Origin of the sequence: Streptomyces sp. NBC_00582 (assembly GCF_036345155.1) — a bacterium.
GTDB lineage: Bacteria > Actinomycetota > Actinomycetes > Streptomycetales > Streptomycetaceae > Streptomyces.
Genome location: NZ_CP107772.1, coordinates 4,849,708 through 4,868,156, shown reverse-complemented (window position 1 = coordinate 4,868,156; position 18,449 = coordinate 4,849,708). Strand labels below are relative to the sequence as shown.

The 18,449-nt window shown below is 68.9% G+C and carries 10 protein-coding genes and 1 pseudogene; 7 read left to right on the top strand and 4 right to left on the bottom strand.

Going from position 1 to position 18,449, the window contains the following annotated elements; all coding sequences use genetic code 11:
- Positions 1 to 75: 75 nt before the first annotated feature.
- Complete coding sequence (locus OG852_RS21535; RefSeq protein WP_330348710.1) at positions 76 to 3,549, bottom strand: FG-GAP-like repeat-containing protein; 3,474 nt, start codon at positions 3,547 to 3,549, stop codon at positions 76 to 78.
- Between the two features lie 393 nt (positions 3,550 to 3,942).
- On the opposite strand from OG852_RS21535, the gene OG852_RS21530 reads away from it, so the two are divergent.
- Entirely contained in the window at positions 3,943 to 12,156 is an 8,214-nt protein-coding gene (locus tag OG852_RS21530) for an RHS repeat-associated core domain-containing protein (protein WP_330351479.1), read from the top strand.
- Between the two features lie 577 nt (positions 12,157 to 12,733).
- Here the strand turns inward: OG852_RS21530 and OG852_RS21525 are convergent.
- Positions 12,734 to 13,696 (bottom strand): zinc-dependent alcohol dehydrogenase family protein, encoded by a 963-nt coding sequence (locus OG852_RS21525; RefSeq protein WP_330348709.1) that lies wholly within the window; start codon positions 13,694 to 13,696, stop codon positions 12,734 to 12,736.
- A gap of 84 nt (positions 13,697 to 13,780) precedes the next feature.
- Between OG852_RS21525 and OG852_RS21520 the strand changes: the two genes are divergently transcribed.
- From OG852_RS21520 to OG852_RS21510, 3 genes are all read left to right on the top strand, one after another.
- The gene (locus OG852_RS21520; RefSeq protein ID WP_133910567.1) at positions 13,781 to 14,404 is read left to right on the top strand and encodes a TetR/AcrR family transcriptional regulator; all 624 of its coding nucleotides are present in this window, start codon (positions 13,781 to 13,783) and stop codon (positions 14,402 to 14,404) included.
- A complete protein-coding gene (locus tag OG852_RS21515) occupies positions 14,394 to 14,846 on the top strand; it encodes an SUKH-4 family immunity protein (protein ID WP_330348708.1) in 453 nt (150 codons plus the stop codon). The genes OG852_RS21520 and OG852_RS21515 overlap by 11 nt, the downstream gene beginning before the upstream one ends.
- A 100-nt stretch (positions 14,847 to 14,946) precedes the next feature.
- Positions 14,947 to 15,495, top strand: a complete 549-nt coding sequence (locus tag OG852_RS21510) for a hypothetical protein (RefSeq protein WP_330348707.1) — start codon at positions 14,947 to 14,949, stop codon at positions 15,493 to 15,495.
- Positions 15,496 to 15,548: 53 nt separating this feature from the next.
- On the opposite strand, the gene OG852_RS21505 is transcribed toward OG852_RS21510, so the two are convergent.
- Positions 15,549 to 15,761 (bottom strand): DUF397 domain-containing protein, encoded by a 213-nt coding sequence (locus OG852_RS21505; protein ID WP_330348706.1) that lies wholly within the window; start codon positions 15,759 to 15,761, stop codon positions 15,549 to 15,551.
- 61 nt (positions 15,762 to 15,822) lie between these two features.
- Here OG852_RS21505 and OG852_RS21500 point away from each other — a divergent pair, with 61 nt between their 5' ends.
- The 3 genes and pseudogenes from OG852_RS21500 to OG852_RS51000 form a co-directional block, all read left to right on the top strand.
- Entirely contained in the window at positions 15,823 to 16,212 is a 390-nt protein-coding gene (locus OG852_RS21500) for an ATP-binding protein (protein ID WP_330348705.1), read from the top strand.
- The gene (locus tag OG852_RS21495) at positions 16,213 to 17,100 is read left to right on the top strand and encodes a hypothetical protein (protein WP_330348704.1); all 888 of its coding nucleotides are present in this window, start codon (positions 16,213 to 16,215) and stop codon (positions 17,098 to 17,100) included.
- A 14-nt stretch (positions 17,101 to 17,114) separates the two neighbouring features.
- Positions 17,115 to 17,234, top strand: a pseudogene (locus tag OG852_RS51000) (YciI family protein); the annotation flags it as partial.
- Between the two features lie 20 nt (positions 17,235 to 17,254).
- Here OG852_RS51000 and OG852_RS21490 read toward each other — a convergent pair.
- A complete protein-coding gene (locus tag OG852_RS21490; protein ID WP_133910564.1) occupies positions 17,255 to 18,388 on the bottom strand; it encodes an FAD-dependent oxidoreductase in 1,134 nt (377 codons plus the stop codon).
- Positions 18,389 to 18,449 lie beyond the last annotated feature (61 nt).

The window sequence follows — 18,449 nt, the reverse complement described above, 5'->3', positions numbered from 1 at the left end:
ACGCGGGAGCGCGGCTCCCGTTCGTCGTGAACGGGAGCCGCGCTCCACCTGTTTGTCCGTTGTTTCCCGGTCCGGTCAGCCCAGTTGCTTGACCGTGTCCCAGCCGCTCGACCGCAGCGTGCTCGACGTGCCGATGGCGGTGGCGCCGCCCTCGTAGAGGAGCAGGGCACCGGCCGCGTTGGTCGTCCAGATGTCGGGCAGGCCGTCGCCGGTGACGTCCGGGGTGCCGTAGATCAGCGGGTACGCCGCGTACGTGTAGCTGGTGGCGGCGTAGGTGTCGTCGCCGTCCAGGCTCGCCGCGGACGTGCCCAGGCTGGCGAGGACCGTGCCCACCCCGTCGCCGTCGAGGATGCCCTTGCGCAGGACGATGTTTCCGGCCGCGGTGCGGTACGTCATGTCGGCCGCGCCGTCGCCGTTGTAGTCACCGATCGCGACGAAGTCCCGCTCCGTGGCGCCCCACGCGGAGGACGTCATCTTGACGGCCTCGCTGAAGGTGCCGCCGCTGTAGCCGGTGAACACCCACAGCTCGGCGCCGCCCGTTCCGCCCGCCACGAACAGCTCGGGCTGGCCGTCGCCGGTGATGTCGCCGGCCGACTTGATCTCCGAGAAGGTGGAGGGGGCGGGGGCGTTGGACGGCAGGCGGATCTCGACGCGCTTGCTGACGTCGATCGCGCCGTAGCCGTCGCCGGGGTAGAGGAACAGCCGGCCCTCGGGGGTGCGCACCACCCAGTCGGTGACGCCGTCGCCGGGCGCGAAGTCGCCGTTGTGGGTGACCAGGGAGTAGGTGCCGGTGCCGTCCCAGATGTGCGGGGCGGTGCCGCCGTCCTTGATCAGGGTGCCCTTGTTGTGGGTGCCGAAGGCGCTGGACACCCAGGTGCCGTCCAGCGACACCGAGTCGATCCAGAGGTTTCCGGCGGCGGTGACATGGGCGAAGTCGGCGTCGCCGTCCCCGTTCAGGTCGCCGGGGCCGTCGGCGCTCGAGCGCGGCTGGACGTAGAAGAAGTACTTGCGGGCGTTGGGCGAGATGTTGCCCGCCGAGTCCACCGACTTCACGTACAGCGTGTTGGGTCCGGCGGCCGGTGGCTTGATGCCGGTGATGGTGGCGGTCTTGACTGCCGTGGTGCAGGACTTGGTCAGACCGCCCGAGGTGCCCTGTACGCCGCCCGAGCAGGCGTAGCCCGCGTAGCTGGTGGAGTTGATGGACCAGACGAACTTCACGATGTCGGTCTCGGAGGTCGAGCCGACCGCGAAGGTGAAGCTGCCGCTGTTGCCGAAGGGCTTGGCGGACCACACGTCGGGCTCGCTGTCGCCGTCGTCGTCACCCGGGAAGTCGGTCGAGACGACCGGGGCGGGGGAGTCGGGCAGATCGGTGTCGTAGGTGAACCGGCACACGCCGTCGCCGCCGGTGGGCGCCCAGCCGCTGCTGACCTTGGCGTCCCAGGCGCGCACCCGCCACGAGTAGGTGACCCCGGTGGTCAGGTAGGACCGGATGGAGATCCCGCCCACCTCACCGTCGTCCACGGCCTTGGTGAAGGTCTTCGTCGTGGTGTCGGCCTTGCCCGTCTGCCACAGCTGGAACTCCAGCTTGGCGAGGTCGCTGTCCGGGTCGGTCGCCTTGCCGCTGATGGTGATGGTGTCCGCCTTGCCGACCTTGATGTACGGCGAGGCGGAGGTGTCGCAGGAGCCGGGGCTCATGGTGACGGAGGTCGGCGTGTTCGGCTTCCGGTTGTACGTGATGGACAGCGAGGGGGAGCCGTCGCCCTCGGCCTTGAACTTCTTCCAGGAGTAGGTGTCCGTCTCCAGGCTGCTGGAGGAACCCGTCGGCGCGGAGGACGAGGTCGAGGCCACCAGGCCCAGGTTGAAGCTGGTCACACCGTCGTCGGCGGCGTCCTGCGCCAGCGAGGTCACCGTGAAGTTGACGTACGCGTCCGGGCAGGAGCTGTTGGACTTCCAGCCGTAGGCGAAGGACTTCGAGGTGATCTTCCGCTTCCAGGACGGCTGGCGGTTCCAGGTGGTCTTGGAGGTGAAGTCACCGGTGCCCCACAGCTGCACCGTGCGCTTGCTGCACGACCAGGAGTGGGTCTCCAGGACCTTCAGGGTGGCGCTGGAGACGTCCGCGCCCTTGATGGAGTTCTTCAGCTTCATCCGGAAGAACGAGCGGGCCGTGCCCCAGGTCTCCCGCTCGAAGCCGACGCGGGCTTCCTTGGTGTCCTCGTTGTAGTTCGCGCCGTCGTAGAAGCTGGAGCTCGGGTACCGCTTGTAGACCGTGGTCCAGTTGGCGCGGATACCGGTGGTGGAGGGGTCGAGGAACAGCGGGTACGTCAGGTCCTCGGTGTCCTGGAGATAGCTGCTCGGCGGGGTGATCGTCAGCACGTCGTCGCCGAACGCGGCCGCGGCGGTGGTGGCGTGGGCGCCCTCGCCGGGGCCGTTCACCGCGGGCAGGGCGAGGGTGTCGGAGGCGGCCGCGCGGACGCCGTCGTAGGCGACGGGGTCGGCGTCGCTCTTCGTGTCGTCCGGGTTCTCGTTCGGGACCTCGTCGGCCGGAACGTCGTCCGGGTTCTCGCGCGCCGGCGCCTCCTCGACGACCTCGGGGTCCTCGTTGGTGCCGGTCGCGGCCTCGGCGTCGGCGTCGCCCGCCTCGGCCTCCGTGCCGTGCGTCCCGGCGGAGTCCCACAGGAACGGCGTGGGCGAGACGGCGATCTCCTGACCCGCGCTGTCCTTGGCCATCAGCACGTGGGTGCCGGGGTCGAGGGTGAAGGTGAGGCTGGAGGAGGTGACCCGGTAGCGCGGCGGGTCGGCGGCCAGCTTCTCGGCGGCCTCCGGCGTGTGGACGACCAGGACGTGGGTGAACCCGGTGTCCCGGGCGGACAGCATCAGGTCCACGCCGGGCAGGACGCCCTCGTACAGCGCGCGGTTGTCCTCGACCACCGGCTCGGGCAGCTCGCCCGGCCAGTCGAACGCGATCTCGTGGCTCTCGGCGGTCATCGTCAGCAGAGGCGTCCACGAGGTCTCGGCCGAGTCGTCGACCTGCTCGGCGCCGCGGCTTCCGCTTCCGGTGCGGAACACCGCCGACTGCGCGGTCGTACCGGAGGTACGCGCCGAGGCCTTGCGGGCGCCCCCGCTTCCCCCGGCCGAGAACGTCACCGGATAAGGGCTGTTGACGGTGTGCCAGCCCTTGTCGCCCTTGCGAAGACCGGTGTCGATCGGCGCCCACTCGCCCTTGGCGTTCTTTGCGCGCAGGGGTGCGACGGAGACCGTGTAGGTAAAGGTTCCGTTTGGGTTCGCGTAGGTGGTCGAGAACTCGTCGGTCAGGGCGGCGACTTCGACCCTCTTGCCGCTCTTGCGCGCCCGTGACTGCGCCGCGTCCTCGTCGACCGGCTGCGCGGCCCGCTTGGACTTGGCGTCGGTGACGGTGTCGCCGTCGTCCCGCAGCGCGAGCAGCGCGCCGCCGCCGGCCAGCACGGCCAGCGCCACGGCCGTGGCGACGGCACGGCGAACGCGCCGTCTGCCAGGGGGACTTGATTCCATGGCGGGGTCGAGGTCGCTCAAGGGGCCCTTCTCCACAACAGGCTGGACCGCGGTACGGCGGGCGCCGCCGCGGCATGGCTCTTCCGGTGTGCCCTTAAGGCCTGGTGACAAGCCGTAGCGAGCGCGCGACGCGCCGGATTGGGCGGTTGGAGTATGAACATCTCCTCCCGGCCAGATCAACACCCTTTGCTCGGCGCGGCGTTTGCAACGGCCGCGCAAAGAGCTCTGGAGCGATTCTTTGCCGTTCTTTGCACGGGTTTGATCAGTGACATAGCTAACACAGATTCAGGGAACCTTGACGCGGATCTTCACGATGTCTTTATTTTCGTGCTCGGTCTGTAAGTCAATGCTCACCAATTGGCATCGCTGTGTGCGCTTCTGATGGTGTGTGACGGGGGAAGGGTCAACTTGGCCGTGCATACGGTGCTGTCCTGGTGCGGCAGGGGTTCGCTGGCGAGATCGCCGCGTGAGCGTCTGGTCCGTCGCAGAACGCGGCTCGGTGTCGTCGCCGGACTGGTTCTCGCCCTCAACGTCACCCTGCTGCCCAGCGCTGTGGCGTTCGGCCCCAGCGACCCCCGGACGACGGTCGAGCTCGAGGACCTCCAGGAGACGGACGCCGTCCCGGTCGACGAGACGCTGACCGACAACCTCGAGGAGCTCTCCGGCTCCGCCGCGACCGACCCCGCGCAGGCGTACGCGCCGGCCGCGGTCGCCGAGGTGCCCGCGGCCTCCGGCACCAAGGCCGTCGACACCATGACCGCGGGCGCCACCACCGAGGTCGCGAAGTCCACCGACGGCACGATGTCCATCGGAGTCGGCGCCCCCGACGGTGCCACGCCCGCGCAGGCCGACGCCCTCGAAGGCCAGTGGAGCGTCGCCGCCGCACCCGAGGCCGACGCCGTCGCGAACGGCGCCCAGGGTTTCCTGCTCGCGGTCGACGCGCCCGACACCGCGACCGGTGACGCGGTGCTCTCGATCGACGCCACCAAGCTCGCCGAGACCTACAGCGCCCAGTGGCTGGACCGGCTCTCCTTCACGCTGATGCCGTCCTGCTACGCGACGACACCGGACCTGGAGGAGTGCTCCACCGGCACCCCGGTGACCACCGAGGTCGAGCGCACCGGTGACACCGTCGAGGTGCCGCTGGACGCCGGTGACTCCTCGGGTTCCGAGGCCGACACCGGCGAGGACGGCGCCTCCGACGAGGTCACGGGCTCCACCGACACCACCGCCGACGTCCCCGAGACCTTCGTCAACGTCACCCTGGACACCGCCGACCTCGCCTCGGCCGCCGGCAGCACCACCACCGCGAACAGCGCGGTGAGCACGGACGCCGGCAGCGTCGACTCCGCCGTGTGGCACGAGGACGCGGCCGACGCCGTCCAGCAGATCGCCGACTCCTCCGGCGGCGGTCTGCTCGTGGGCAGCTCCTACGGCGCCGGCGCGGGCGGTGACTTCTCCGCCAGCCCGATCGTCTCGGCCGGTTCCTGGACGGCGGGCGGTTCCTCCGGCGCGTTCAGCTACTCGTACACGATGGCCGCCCCGCAGGTCCCTGCCGGTCCGGCGCCGAACGTCACCCTCAGCTACAGCTCGCAGACCTCCGACGGCCGTACGTCCTCCACGAACAACCAGGTCTCCTGGGTGGGTGAGGGCTGGGACTACAACCCCGGCGCCATCACCCGCACGTTCGTGGGCTGCGCCGCCGACACCGCGAACGCCAACAACGACAAGCACTTCACCGGCGACCAGTGCTGGGGTTCGAACAACGCGGTCCTCTCCCTGAACGGCACCACCACCGAGCTGGTGCGCGACGACACCACCAAGCAGTGGAAGGGCGCACGCGGCGAGAACATGCGCGTCGAGCTGCTGACGGCGGCCGACTACAAGGCCCTCACCGGCATCGACGGCTCCGGCAACGGTGACAACAACGGCGAGTTCTGGCGCGTCACCACCGACGACGGCACCCAGTACTACTTCGGCCTCAACCGCCTTCCGGGCTGGACCTCGGGCAAGCCGGAGACCAACTCCGTGCTCAACGTGCCGGTCGCCGGCAACCACTCCGAGGACCCCTGCTACGCCGCGAAGTTCGAGGACTCCTTCTGCGACCAGGGCTGGCGCTTCCAGCTCGACTACGTCGTGGACACCACCGGCAACGCGATGTCGCTGTGGTGGGAGAAGGAGAAGAACGCCTACGCGCGCAACATGAAGGAGGCCAAGGCGGTCTCCTACGACCGCGCCGGCTACCTCTCCCACATCGACTACGGCCAGCGCGCCACCACGCTCTTCTCCGAGGAGCCGCTCGGCCGGATGAAGTTCAACGCCCGCGAGCGCTGCTTCGACGACCCCGCCCTGAACGTGGCGTGCTCGAACGCCAACTTCGACTCCAAGCAGTCCGACCGGACCCGTCCCTGGTTCGACACCCCCGCCGACCTCGCCTGCGCGGCCGGCAAGAAGTGCACCACGTACGCCCCGACCTTCTGGTCCCGCAAGCGACTGGCCTCCGTCGACTCCTGCACCCAGCGCGAGCAGGGCGTGAAGCTGACCGAGTACACCTCGGACGCCGACGGCAACGAGACCGGCCAGCGCAACGCCTGCGGTCTGGACGGCGACTCCGCCACCACGACCTCGCTGTCGAAGGTCGACTCCTGGGGCCTGAAGCAGTCCTTCCCCTGGAACCTCACCGGTGAGTACACCGCGCTCTGGCTGGAGTCCATCAGCCGCACCGGCTACGCCGTGGACGGCTCCACCGACCGCCTGAACCCGGTCTCCTTCGGCCACAACGAGAACCCCCTGCCCAACCGCGTCAGGAACGGCTCCTCCGACACCAACCCGCTGTTCGCACGACTGCGCATCCAGGACGTCGTCTCCGAGTACGGCGGCCGTACCCACGTCGACTACAAGGCGCCCGAGGGCAAGTGCCTCACCGGCGCCGACCGCCCCACGATCGACAAGAACCACTCCCTCTGCTACCCGGCGTACTGGCACGCCGACGGTGAGCTCGAGGACAAGCGGATCTCCTGGTTCCACAAGTACGTCGTCGACAAGATCACCGAGTTCCCGCGTCTCGCCGACGCGCAGGACATCGTGACGACGTACACGTACGAGACCGACAGCGACGCCGTGGACGGCGCCCTGTGGGCGAAGAGCCAGTCGGAGTTCTCCCGCCCGAAGAAGCGCACCTGGGACGACTTCCGCGGCTTCCCGGTCGTCACCACGACCACCGGCACCACGGACTCCGTCGGCGGCAGCGTCGCCTCCAAGTCGGTCACCCGCTACTTCCGCGGCATGAACGACGACGTCCTGGCCGACGACACCCCGGAGAAGGCCTCGGACGACGTCAAGCGTTCCGTCGTGACGACCGACATCACCGGTGCGACGCTGGCGACCGACCGCAAGGCGTACGCGGGCATGGTCGCGGAGTCGCTGACCTACCCGGACACGTCCGCCGACACCACCACCGGCTGGATCGCGCGCACCATCAACATCCCGGACGCCCCGGTCCGCCTGGCCACCCGCAACCGCACCGACGGCCCCGACGTGGTCTCCGAGCGCGTCACGCTCGGCAAGACCTCGACGATCTCCAAGGCCTCGGGCAAGGCCGCGGACGGGCTGACGCTGCACACGGTCACCTCCGAGACCGAGTACGACGCCACGTACGGTCTGCCGACCAAGGTCAAGGACTACGGCGACACGGCCGTCTCCGGCGACGAGTCGTGCACCGCGACCTCGTACGTGCACAACACCTCGGGCACGAACTACCTGATCGGCCTGGTCGCCCAGACCGTCACGACCACCGGCACGAGCACCTGCTCCACCGACCTGTCGAGCTCGACGGGCTCCACGCTGGTCAGCGCCTCGCGCATGTTCTACGACGGCGCGACCTCGTCCACCGCCACGCCCACCAAGGGCCTGGTGACCCGGACGGAGGCGCCGACCGGCGCGGGCACCGGCTGGGAGACGACGAACCCCGAGTCGCGCACCGAATACGACTCCACCGGCCGCGTCACGAAGGTCACCGACCCGACCGGCGTCTACAACACGACGACGTACACGCCGTCGAGCGGGCAGGTCTACTCGATCGAGACGGTCACCGGCAACAAGGTCGTCAGCGGCGCGGTCGTGGCCGGCTTCACCGACACCACGACCCTGGAGCCCGGCCGCGGCACCACGATCAAGTCGACCGACGCCAACGGCCGCAGTGAGACGTACGAGTACGACCCGCTGGGCCGTGCGGTCGCCGCCTGGGACGCCACCCAGTCCGTCACCGACGACCCGACGGTCAAGTACACGTACAACATCGACCCCAAGCAGCCGGTGTCGGTGGTGACGCAGTCCCTCTCCGACAACCCGAGCACCGCCGCGGGCGACGGAACGTACCAGTCCTCCACCACGATCTACGACGGCCTCGGCCGTGAGCGCCAGACGCAGACCCCCGCGGTCGACGGCGGCCGCCTGATCACCGACACGCTCCACAACAGTGCCGGTCAGGTCCGCTACACCCGCAACGCGTACTACATGGAGGGCGACCCGGGCACCGACCTGGTCGTCCCCGCCTCCGAGTCCCTCGTCCCGAACGCGACCTCGTACACGTACGACGGTCTGGGCCGGGTCCTGACGGTCACGCCGGTGCACAGCTCCTACCCGCAGACGGGTGAGTCGTTCACCAACGCGGGCAAGACGGTGACCACCACCGACCGCCGCACCCGCTACGAGTACGCCCTGGACTACACGGTCGTGCGCCAGCCCAAGGGCACGCCCGCCTCGCGGGTGTGGACGGACGCGCTGGGCCGCACCACCCGCCAGGACACCTTCAGCGACACCTCGCTGACCGAGGCCGGCGCGATCACCACGACGTACGACTACGACCTGCGCGGCGACATGGTGACGTCCACCGACGACGTCGGCAACACGCGGACGTGGAAGTACGACGCGCTGGGCCGGGTCACCGACACCACCGACCCGGACACGGGCGCCACGCACACCGACTACGACGCCTACGGGCGCGTCGACAAGGCGACGGACGCACGCGGCCAGACGGTGGCGTACACGTACGAGCGTCTGAACCGCGTCGAGCAGGTCAAGGTCACCCCGAAGGGCGCCACGACCTCCACCCTCGCGCAGACCTACGCCTACGACGGCGCGACCGGCGGCAAGGGCCAGCTCTCCTCGGCCACCCGCTACACCGACGGCAAGGCGTACACCACCACCATCGGCGGCTACACGGCCGACTACCAGCCGACCGACATGACCACGGCGCTGCCGCCGGGCTCCACCGCGGGGCTGACGGCCGACGGTTTCGCCACCCAGTACAAGTACACGTACAAGTACAACGCCGACGGCCAGCTGGAGACGTACACGACCCCGGCGGCCGGCGGCCTGGACGCCGAGGACGTCGTCACCCGCTACAACAAGGCGGGCCTGCCGACCTCGGTCTCCGGCAAGGACTGGTACACCTCCGAGGCGTCCTACTCGCCCTACGGGCAGGTGCTGCGCTCCACCATCGGTGAGCAGGGCCACCGCCTGTGGCAGGAGAACACCTTCAACGAGTCCACCGGTGAGCTGCTGACCAGCAGGCTCATCCGGGAGTCCGCCACGGACACGGCGGTCGTGCCGGGCAGTGAGGTCAGCAAGCGCTCGTACTCCTACGACGCGTCGGGCAACGTCCTGTCGGTCGCGGACCGGATGGGCACGACGACCGACCAGCAGTGCTTCAAGTACGACACCCTCGGCCAGCTGAAGGAGGCCTGGACGACCCCGGGCGGCGGCGCCTGCGTCGCCTCCGGCAAGACGACGGCCGAGCCGGTCTACTCCGACAACACGGTCAACGTCTCCTCCAACAACGACGGTTACTGGCAGTCCTACGACTACGACGTCCTCGGCAACCGCACCAGGAAGACGGCGTACAAGGCCGACCCGACCTTCACCTCCGGCACGCGTGTCACCACGGGCGACGTCGTCACCGACTACAAGTACGGCACCAGCGACACCGCCAAGAACGACCAGCCGCACACGCTGACCTCGTACACCACGTCCTCGACGACGGCGGCCGGCGCGGCGGTCAAGACCCGCTCGACGCAGACCTACGACGCGGCGGGCGAGATGGAGACCCGCTCCACCGGCGGTGACACGGCCCAGACCATGACGTGGACCTGGGACGGCAAGGTCGAGTCGGTCACCGGGTTCGGCACGGACGGTTCCGGTGCCTGGATCGGCGTCGGTGACCTGTGCATGGACCTCTCGGGCGGCACCACGACGGTCGGCACCGCGATCCAGATCTACGTCTGCAACGGCAACAAGTCCCAGCAGTTCCGCCTCAAGGCCTCCGACACCAACAACGACGGCACGGTCGAGGACGGCACGATCGGCCAGCTCATGGTGGGCGGGCGCTGCGTCCAGCCCAACGGCGCGGCGGCCGGCGCGGCAGCGCTGATCCAGGCCTGCGACAACGCGGTCGCGGCGCAGCGCTGGCAGACCCTGAGCACGGGTCAGATCAAGCACGTCGCGACCGGCCTGTGCCTGGCGGCACCGGCGTCCACGGTCAGCACCGACCTCACCCTGGCCGCGTGCAACTCGACCGTGGCGGGTCAGCTGTGGAAGCCCGCGTCGAAGACGACGTACGTCTACGACGCGATGGGCAACCGCCTGTTGGAGCGCACCAGCGCCGGCGCGGTGCTGAACCTGCCCGACACCAAGGTCTCCCTGACCACGGCCGGGAAGGTCCGGTACGTCGAGCGCACGTACGCCGGCGTCGGCGGCCCGTCGGTGACCCGCTTCCGCGAGGGCGTCAACAACACCGCCGGTGTCAGCGAGCATGTCTACGCCCAGGCGACCGACCTCAACGGCACCCCGCTGGCGGAGGTCCGTCTCGACGGCGGCATGCAGGTCCGCGCCCAGAAGAAGGACCCCTGGGGCGAGGACCGGGCGATCAGCATGCCCATGCGCACCAAGACCGCCTTCCACACGGGTGACGACGACGTCGAAACGGGCCTCGTCCACATGGGCGCCCGCGAGTACGACCCGGGAACCGGCCGCTTCATCTCCGCCGACCCGGTCCTGGACGACAGCGATCCGCTCCAGGCGAACGGCTACTCCTACGCCAACAACAACCCGGTCACCCACTCCGACCCGAGTGGCCTGACCTCCTCGGCCTCCAGCTTCGACGCCTCGATCGCGGCGCTCGACGCGAAGATCGCCGAGTACCAGAAGACGCTGAACCGCTCCATCGGTGACGTGATCCTGGCGACCGGCTGGGCCGTGTTCAAGGAGTTCATCGGCTGGAACGACGTCGTCGGCTGCTTCACCCAGGGCGACCTGTGGGCCTGCGGCAGCCTGTTGATGGACGCCATCCCGTGGACCAGTGTCTTCTCCAAGGGCAAGAAGATGTGGCGCGCCTTCAAGGGCACCATGAGCGCGGTCAAGGCGTTCAAGGCGGCCAAGCGCGCGGCCGAGATCGGCATGAAGGCGGCCAAGGCGGCCAAGGCAGCGCTGATCAAGGCGAAGAAGGCGGCGGAAGCGGCTGCGGCCGAAGCGAAACGCAAGGCGAGAGAAGCAGCCAAGCGTGCCGCGGAGGCGGTCAAGAAGAAGGCCCATACCGGCTCCAAGGGCGCCAAGGGCAACCCGGTCCAGGCCAAGGCCCGCGCCCAGGCCCAGTCCAAGGGCTCAAAGGGCGGCGGCAAGGCCGAGAACAAGTCCGGCGGCTCCCGCGAAGGGTCCGGCAAGGAGGACTCGGGCGGCGGTTCCGGCGGGGGTGAGGGCGGCAGTTGCCCGGTCAACAGCTTCACGCCGGACACCAAGGTCCTGATGGCCGACGGCTCCACCAAGGCGATCAAGGACGTCAAGGCCGGAGACAAGGTCCTGGCGACCGACCCGGACACGGGCGAGACCACGGCGGAGACGGTCACTGCCGAGATCAAGGGCAAGGGCATCAAGCACCTGGTCAAGGTCACCGTCGACACCGACGGCAAGAAGGGCTCGAAGACCGCGCAGGTCACCGCGACCGACGGCCACCCCTTCTGGGTGCCCGAGCTCGGTGAGTGGATCGACGCGACCGACCTCAAGTCGGGCGAATGGCTGCGCACCAGCGCCGGCACGCTGGTCCAGATCACGGCCGTCGAGCGCTGGACGGCGCTGGACGCCACGGTCCACAACCTCACCGTCAGCATGCTGCACACGTACTATGTGGTGGCAGGCGCCGTCCCGGTCCTGGTTCACAACACGGGTTGTGAACTGAACGACGATGGGTATCTGTACCGCGGTGTCGCCGAGGGACACACCAGCTATGCCACCGCTGCCGAAGGCCGTGCGGTTCCCCTCGGGGGCAACTCGAGTATCGCCGCTCATGTGGGTGACAACACGAATTCCGCCTTCACCTCTTGGTCGGACGACCCCGAAGTTGCCGAGTTCTTCGCCACGAATCTGGGGAAGAAATATGTTGGTAAAGGTGTGATGTTGCGCATCCGGATAGCGGACCTGGAACCCCCCATTGGGCCATCGAGGAATATTCAAATCCACGACACTCCGTTCGATAAGGGATTCTTCGAAGACGAGCACCTCATCCTTGGGGAAATCCAAGCCCATGAAATCAGCTTCGACCTTGGGCAAACCTGGAAGAGCGTGATGGGGGGTTGAGGTGGACGAGGTAGCTGCGAGTGAACTGCTAGCCGCATTCGAGTCCGACTCCGAGGCCGGCATTCTGGCCAAGAATGCACTACTTGCCGGAGCGCATTTCGAAGTCTCGCTCGATCCCATTCCAGCATCGAGGCTCATGGGCATCTGTCGCGGGAGGTTGAGGACCTTGCAGCGGCGCGGCAAGCCGACTGTCGGAGCCGCGGAATGCCTTGCGAGTCTTGACGAAATGGGCGAGCGGGGACTTCTTGCGGCCTACGTGGACGATCGCGAACGAGCCGGATACTACTTTCGGCTCTACCTCGACCCGCACCCGCTCAAAGTAGTCGGATGCCTGGGAGTCAACATCTCCCCCGAAGATGACCCCGCCGCTGGTCCCGTGTAATACCTGAACCGCCGCGGAATCACACTGCCCGGCGGCCCCACCGGATCTGTTTCCGGTGGGGCCGCCGGGGTGTCTGACAGCAGTAGTTGAGGGCGACGTCAGCGGACGGCCGTTGCGTCGAGCGGTGGACCGTCGCCGGCGTCTGGACCGGTGGTGGCTCCGGTGGGGTTGTGGACTTCGCTCCGCACGCATGAACTACGGCATCAGTACGATCCTGCCGAACACTTCTCCGGCGTCCATCTTCCGGTGTGCGAGTACGGCCTTCTCCAGTGGCAGCGACCCGTGCATCACCGCACGCAGTTCGCCACGGCATGCGGCAGCGAACTGCTCGGTCCGCACCGTACGTCGATCAGCCCGGCTCACGGTGTCCGCGCTGAAGGTGGCGAACGACATCGACCTCTGGAACGCCGCCATCAGCCGCATGCCGAAGTCAGCGGGTGGCTGTCCCCCGACCGCGCCGACCGCCACCAGGCGCCCGTTGGGGTTGAGCTTGTCGAAGAACGAGGGCATGTCGGCCCCGGCGACGATGTCGATGACGACGTCGTAGCCGCCGGGAGCGGAGGCGTCCCCCTCTCCGGAGCGGTCCAGTACATGCGTCGCCCCCAGCTCCCGCAGCCGCTCACCGCGCTCGGGCGACGACGTCGTGACCGCCACCGCACCCGCACCACCCCGTGCCGCGAGCTGGACCGCCATGATCCCGATGCTGCCGGCCGCGCCGCGCACCAGGACCGACTCACCAGGTGTGAAGTGGGCATGCGCCAGGCCGAAATGGGCGACCACACCGGAACTTCCGAGCGTCACCGCCTCGGCGGCGGAGAGCCCCTCGGGGAGGGGGAGGACCTCCTCGACCGAGGCGACCGCCTGCTCCACATAACCACCGCCCACCCCGGTGAACGCCCACACCCGCCGACCGATCCACGACGCGTCGACACCGTCGCCGACCGCCGTCACCGTGCCCGCGAACTCACTGCCTGGGACATGGCCTTCCTTGAAGCCGTAGGCGGCGAGCGCACCGCTACGGACCATCACGTCGACACCACCGACACCGATCGCCTCGCTGGCGATCACCACCTGCCCGGGGGCGGGGACGGGGGCCGGAAGCTCGATGACCGCCAGACCATCCGGGCCTCCGAAGGTCTGGATCGCGACTGCTTTCAAGGTCGTCTCCTGGTTCTGGGATCGAATCGATCAGGCCTCCGGACGCTAACGGACGCCCCCGTCCGTTTAGCCAAAGTGAGAGACATGGCAGACCGTTTGCCTCACCCCCTGCGAGCCGACGCCCAGGACAATCGCGAGCGCATCCTTGAGGTGGCCCGCGACCTGTTCGCCACCGAGGGGCTGAATGTGCCGATGCGGGAGATCGCCCGGCGTGCGGAGGTGGGTCCCGCCACCCTCTATCGCCGCTTCCCGACCAAGCAGACGCTGGTCACCGAGGCCTTCGCCGAACAGCGGCGGGCCTGTCACGCCATCGTCGACGAGGGCCTCGCCGATCCGGACCCGTGGCACGGGTTCCGTCGCGTCGTCGAGCGGACCTGCGAACTTCACGCCCACAGCCTCGGCTTCGCCGACGCCTTCATGTCGGCCTACCCCGAGGCGATGGACTTCGCCGCCGACCGCGAGTACACCCTGAACGCGATCGCCGAACTGGCCCACCGCGCCAAGGCGACCGGCCACCTGCGCCCCGACTTCCTCCTGGACGACCTGATCATCATGCTGATGGCCCACCGCGGCATCCACACGTCATCGGCCACCACCCGACTCGCAGCCTCCCGCCGCTACGCCTCGCTGGTGATCCAGGCGTTCCAGGCCGCCTCGCCGACCCACTCTGCCGAGACGTCCAGGGAGCTGAGACGTCATGTCCTTTGAGCGTGTACGGCAGGCCGCCGCCCGCGAGTTCCTCGTAACCGGCGGCCTGCCGTCATCCGCCTCCGGTCTCTTCACCGCGGCCGAGTCCGAGGGCTCCGAACCCGAGCGGATCGGCGGCCGCGACGTCGTACGGATCGGCAACGACGGGGAGGGCGACGGGGGATATTTCGTCGACTGCGCGACGGGAGCGGTGCTGTACGTGGCGGCGTACGCCTTCACCGAGTTCCATGTGAGCGAGTCGCCGCAGAGCTTCGTACGGTGCCTGGAGGAGTTCGAGCGGGCGACCTCCGGCGCCCCAAGAGACGCTGATCCCGACGAGTGGACCCGGATCGCGGAGTCACTGGAGCGGACCATCGCGGCGACAGACCCTTCCGCGCTGCGCGAAGACCCCGGCTTCTGGCACTCGCTCCTGTTCGATGTGGCGAGCGGTGACTACGCGTAGGCGGGAAGGGAGTCAAGGCATGAGGGAACGTCTCGGTGATGGAGATCTCGCCGCGGCCATGAGAGAAACCGCGACGCTTCGCGGATGCGACATCGGAACCGTGTCCCCGACCCCGGACGGTGTCGTGGTCGCCACGACGCGAGGTTTCGTGTCGGTCGGTCGCGGGGGCGAGGAGGGCCCGCTCCGGGTGGGCGTCGGTATTCCGGACTTCTCCTGGGCGATCGGCTCGACGGACGATCTCGGAGTGCTCGTCGAGGCGGTCGCCGCCTGGCGGGAGAGGATGCCGCTCGACGAGTTGCGGCAGAGATTCGAGTTCCTGGAGCTCGATGAATTCACCGACGCACTCGAAAGGGGCGAGCCCACCGCCTCGCAGTGGTCCGGCCTGCTGTCCTCCGACTTCCACAGGGGGCAGTGGGACCTTCTGCGTCGCATCCACGCGGACGAGGTGCTGCGGACGTTCTTCCCGACGATCTCGCACGGCGCCGTCCGTCTGCGCGTGGACCCGCTGGACGGCGCCAGCCGTCAGGTCCTGGTGGCGGAGGTGGTCAGTGAGCGTTACGACGTCATGCAGTCCGGTACGAAGGAGGCCATCTGGGTCGAGGTCCCTTCCGACGCTCTGATCACCCATCTGCGAGCCGCCCTGAAGTAGCCGAAGCGATGCTCATGTTCGGCGCTTGAGTGAGAACACCTTCTGGTGGCTTGTCACTCGAGCACCGAGGTGTGGGCCGGCGGGTAACCCCCGCGTATCCCTTCCAAGAGAAGGGCGAGGGCGGCGGGGGTGGTCGTGAGGACCGTGGTCGGGGTGTCGCTCTCGCGGAGATGGAGGGTGGTGGGGGTGGAGGCGAGTTCGAGGCAGGCGTTGCCGTCTCCGCTGCCGGAGAAGGAGGACTTCTGCCAGGTGCCAGGGATGCTCATCGGGCGCCTCACTCTTCCTTCGCCAGACGGTGGATGAAGCCACGCGAACGCTCCGGATCGAGTGACGTCTGTTCTGTACATCCCCTCCGACCCCGGATCGGTCACGGTCTCCCGCCGCACCCTCCGCCTGATCCTCACCCTCCACGACCTCGCCCACCTCACCGAGACCGCCGAACTCCTCGCCTCCGAGCTGGTCTCCAACGCCGTACTGCACACCAAGGGCCCCGCCTGCCTGCGCATCCGTCACCGCGCCGGCGTCCTGCAGATCGGAGCCTGGGACGCCGACCCCGCACCTCCCGAGCCCCCGAGTGACTTCACCGAACTCGCAGACGCCGAGAGCGGGCGCGGCTTCGCCCTCGTACGGTCCTGCTCCGATCTGTGGGGGTGGCAACCACTCTCCCGGCTCGGGCTGCGCGGCAAGCTGGTGTGGTGCGAACTGGGAGCTGCGTAAATGGTCAGCTCGTCGCACGAGGCGTTGCACCGCATCTTCCAGAAGGACCCCGCGCTTCTCACCCGCGCGCTCCAGCAGGTACTGCACGTCCCGTTCCCGGAACCGCGTGACTTCGCCGGCATGAATGTCGACCTCACCGAGATCGAGCCCATCGAGCGCCGCGTGGACACGCTCATGCGGGCCGACACCGACGAGGGTGCCTATCTCCTCGTCGTGGAATCGCAGGGCAAGCCGGACGACAGGAAGCGCGGCAGTTGGCCGTACTACCTCGGCTACCTGCGGGAGAAGTACCACTGTGAACCTGTCCTCATCGTCGTCACCCAGAGCCGTGCCACCGCCCGCTGGGCTGCCGAGCCGATTCATGTCGGGGTGCCGACCCGGCCGTCGATGACGGTGTTGCCGTTCGTGCTCGGGCCGGAGAACGTCCCGCTCATCGCGACCGAGCGGGAGGCCCGACAGGATCCATCCCTTGCGGTGCTCTCGGCCATGACACACGGCCGTGGGCGGCAGGCCCCGGCGATACTGGAATCGCTGGAAGCCGCCCTGCGGACCCTGGACCGCGAGACCGCCGTGGTGCTCGCGCAGTTCGTCGACTCGTGCCTGGCAGACCCCCAGGCCCGGCAGATGTGGAGGGACATGATGACGGCGATGCAGTACTTCTGGCGCCACCCGTGGGCCGAGGAAGGCCGGGAAGAGGGGCGGGAGGAAGGGCGGCTCCAGGAGCGGGCGGAGATGGTCCTGAACATCCTGCGCTGGCGCGGCATCGACGTCCCCGACGAGGCACGCGCCCGCGTCGAAGCCTGTACCGACCTAGACCAGCTCACCACCTGGTCTCAGCGCGCCGTCCATGCCACCACCGCCGACGACCTCTTCACCACCACCGACTAGGAGGCACTGCCACGCGCCGGTGGCGCACCATGGGGGACTTCCCCGGTCGCCGGACCGGCGGCAACCGGTACCTGGTGCTCGGCCTCGGCACGGGACAAGTCGTCGGCCTCGCGGTGCCGTCCGGCCCGAACGAGCCGGACGCTGGGTGCCGCGCTCAGGACGGCTGGACCTCGTCGAAGAGGGCGAGGGCTGCGGCCGGGTCCGGGCTCACCAGGCGTTCCAGACCGGCTGTCGTGATCTTCGCCCATATGCCGGCGCGTGCCCACATCTGTTCCTCGAACGCGCGGACGGTCTCGTCCAGGTCGTCGGGGCCGGTGGCGATGGCCTCGGCGAGTTCGGCGCCTTCCAGCATCGCGAGGTTCGCGCCCGCCCCCAGGGGCGGCATCAGATGGGCGGCGTCGCCGAGGAGTGTCACGCCCGGGACGTGGGCCCAGGTGTGGGACACCGGCAGGACGTGCAGCGGGCGGTGGACGAACGCGGTGCCGTGGCGGAGGAGGTCGAGGACGGGGGCGGTCCAGCCGTCGAACAGTCCGAGCAGGCTCGACCGCACCGCCTCGACGTCGGCCAGGTCCAGGTCCAGGTCCGTGTGCCAGTCCAGTGGCGCGCGGAACCTGGCGTACACCTTGACGTGCCCGCCGCTGTTGCGCTGGGCGACGAGACTGCGGTTCACGCCGTACACCCCCACGGAACCGTCGCCGATCAAGCGGGCGAGGTCGGGGTGGCGGGTGTCGACGTCGTCCAGGGAGGTCTCGACCGAGGTGACGCCGGTGTACCGCGGAGTCGCCGACGAGACCGCCGGGCGGACCCGGGACCAGGCGCCGTCCGCGCCGACCACGAGGTCGAAGGTCTCCCGTCGCCCGTCCGCGAAGTGGACCAGTACGCCGCCGTCGTCCCGGGTCCCGGCCGGCACCACCCGCGTCACGCCCCGGCCCCACTGGACGTCGAGCGGGCCGAGCAGCAGGTCACGGAGTTGCCTCCGGTCGATCTCGGGATTGGCCCGGTCGTCCGGACCGGGTCGCCAGTCGCGCAGGACGGTTCCGTCCGTGTCCAGGATGCGCATGGCCTGCCCCTCCGGACGGGACAGCGCCCGGAACTCCGTCAGCAGCCCCGCCTTGTCGAGCGCGCGCTGGCCCAGGCCTTCGTGCAGGTCCAGCGTGCCGCCCGGCGGACGGGCGTCGGGGGCGGGATCGCGTTCGAGGACGGTGACCGGGTGGCCGTGGCGATGCAGGACGCGGGCGAAGGCAAGGCCGGCCGGACCGCCCCCGACCACCGCGATGCGATGTCTCATGCCGATACACTGTATTTCTCCGCTACGGCGCATCGCAACAGTACGGCCGTACGGCACGGCT